Below are 2,276 nucleotides of genomic sequence, written 5' to 3'. Positions count from 1 at the left end.
TAGGTTTTAGACCTGACGGAACTGTTAATGCTAATTACAGTCGCACACTTGATAGCATCATATATAACGATTGGAATATAGACAAACCAAAAGGGAAAATTATAGATAATAATTAAAAGGAGGCTAAATGCGTAAACGCGGTTTTACATTAGTAGAAGTACTTTTGGCAATGGCTATTGTCGGTGTAGTTGCCGCATTGGCCGTACCATCTATTTCAAAAGCATATCAAAAAAAGGTATTAACAACTCAGTTACAGAGAGCATATGCCGAAATATCTCAAGCCGGTGTAACAGCAAGATCGGAAGAAATGGTCAAAGATTTCAGAAAATCAAGAGCTATTAAAGACCTGACTTTTATTGGTAAATATCTTATCACTATGCCTGAAAGTTATGACGGATTTGCACCAACATATGGTTATTATGATTCGCGAAATGCCAATTATGATTTTAGAAACGAAGTAAGAAATAATGGTAATTACAGATGCGGAATACTGAAATCAGGCGCTGCTATATGTCTTAACCAAGGAGGTTTTGGAATTTTGGATATAAATAATAAAAAGGGCCCTAATATAATAGGCAGAGATGCTTTTTCAATAGGTTTTAATCCTGATGGCACAATAGACAACAGTTATAGTTATTCACTAGAGCGTATTATACATAATGGGTGGGATATTGACAATCCTGATGAATTCATTTAAGAAGGAGGACTAAATGCGTAAAAACAGTTTCACATTGGCAGAAATACTTGTTGCAATGGCAATTATAGGTGTCGTTGCCGCGTTGACTGTACCCTCACTTTCAGAAGCATACAGAAAAAGAGTCTTAACAACTCAATTACAAAGGGCTTATGCTGAAGTATCTCAAGCTGCGGGATTAGTTATGTCAAACGAAATGCCCGATGACTTTAAGCTTTCAAAAGCTGTAAAAAATAAAGACTTCCTTGGCAAATATCTTACAGTTTCTAAAAAAGGTCAATGGGGCGGAGCTTCTCAATATGGTTTTTTCTATGATAAATATGCTACTTATGATCTATTTAACAACGAAATGGGTAGTAAATATCATAATTGGAATAATTTTGATTGCGGAGTTACTAAGTCAGGTGCCGCAATATGCATTGATAAATATGGCATCGGTATTTTAGATGTAAATGGCGAAAACGGTCCTAATTTAATTGGCAGAGATGCCTTTCAAATAACTTTTAAACCAAATGGTCAAGTCATAGGTAATAATAGTGATTATCGCCCGCTGGAAAGTATCATAGAAGGGAATTGGGATATAGATTCTCCAAATTGGGAATGGACTTGGAGATAATGTATGAAATTAAAAGGAGGATACATGCATAAACACGGTTTTACATTGGCAGAAATACTTATTGCGATGGCCATTATAGGTGTCGTTGCTGCTTTAACTATACCAACACTATCAGAGGCTTATAAAAAAAGAGTATTAACTACTCAATTACAAAGGGCTTATGCTGAGGTATCTCAAGCCGGCGCAGCAGTTGTAACGGAAGAAATGACTGATAATTTTAAGTATTCACAGGCAATAAAAGATCAAACATTTCTTAATAAATATCTTTTAATTGCGGGTGAACGTGACGGATTTGCATCTTCTTACGGCAAATATAATGACAAAAACGGTACGTACAATTTACGTGAAAAAATGTCAAATAATAAAAACGACTACAAGTGCGGAGTTACTAAATCAGGTGCCGCAATATGTATTGATAAAAATGCCAATGGCATTTTAGATGTAAATGGCGAAAACGGTCCTAATTTAATTGGTAGAGATGCTTACCAGATTACCTTTGACCCGGATGGCACTGTCAGCAATATTTACATTGATTACACCAAAAAAAATGATTGGGATATAGATGAACTTGTCAATTCTAATCCTAACAGATATAATGTAATCTTTGTCGGCTACGGAGCTAATCATAACTTTTGGTATATTGTAAATCAAATTGAGAATATCACCGGAAAAAATTGGGAAGAGTCAGAAAAACTTGTTAATAATGCTCCTGTAACTATTAAAGAAAATGTTACCGAAAGCCAAGCTAATGCTATTAAGCAAACCCTTGAATGGAGCGATTATGCTATCGTTAAATTTGAATTAACAAATGGACCCAAAAAGAAAAATTAAAAGGAGGATAAATGCATAAACACAGTTTTACATTAGTAGAAATACTTTTGTCAATGGCCATAATTGGCGTAGTTGCCGTACTGACTATCCCATCAATTACTGAGGCATATCAGAAAAAAGTATTAACAACACAAT

The 2,276-nt window shown here is 34.8% G+C and carries 4 protein-coding genes; all 4 read left to right on the top strand.

The window, feature by feature from the left end; translation table 11 throughout:
• Positions 1-127 precede the first annotated feature (127 nt).
• Positions 128-697 (top strand): type II secretion system protein, encoded by a 570-nt coding sequence (locus J6Y29_01250; GenBank protein ID MBP5426518.1) that lies wholly within the window; start codon positions 128-130, stop codon positions 695-697.
• A 13-nt stretch (positions 698-710) separates the two neighbouring features.
• On the top strand, positions 711-1,310 hold the full coding sequence (locus J6Y29_01245; GenBank protein MBP5426517.1) for a prepilin-type N-terminal cleavage/methylation domain-containing protein: 600 nt from the start codon (positions 711-713) through the stop codon (positions 1,308-1,310).
• Between the two features lie 3 nt (positions 1,311-1,313).
• Positions 1,314-2,141, top strand: coding sequence for a ribosomal protein L7/L12 (locus J6Y29_01240; protein ID MBP5426516.1), 828 nt, complete (start codon positions 1,314-1,316; stop codon positions 2,139-2,141).
• 11 nt (positions 2,142-2,152) lie between these two features.
• Positions 2,153-2,276: type II secretion system protein (locus J6Y29_01235; GenBank protein MBP5426515.1), on the top strand; the 124-nt coding region annotated here is incomplete at its 3' end.

Source organism: Clostridiales bacterium, assembly GCA_017961515.1.
GTDB lineage: Bacteria > Bacillota > Clostridia > Acetivibrionales > RGIG10202 > RGIG10202.
Note: the sequence above shows the minus strand (reverse complement) of the source record. Positions and strands in the feature narration are given on the sequence as shown.

Coding starts and splice junctions, on each gene's coding strand:
- J6Y29_01240 (MBP5426516.1), top strand. CDS start 1,314: ATGAAATTAAAAGGAGGATACATGCATAAACACGGTTTTACATTGGCA.
- J6Y29_01245 (MBP5426517.1), top strand. CDS start 711: ATGCGTAAAAACAGTTTCACATTGGCAGAAATACTTGTTGCAATGGCA.
- J6Y29_01250 (MBP5426518.1), top strand. CDS start 128: ATGCGTAAACGCGGTTTTACATTAGTAGAAGTACTTTTGGCAATGGCT.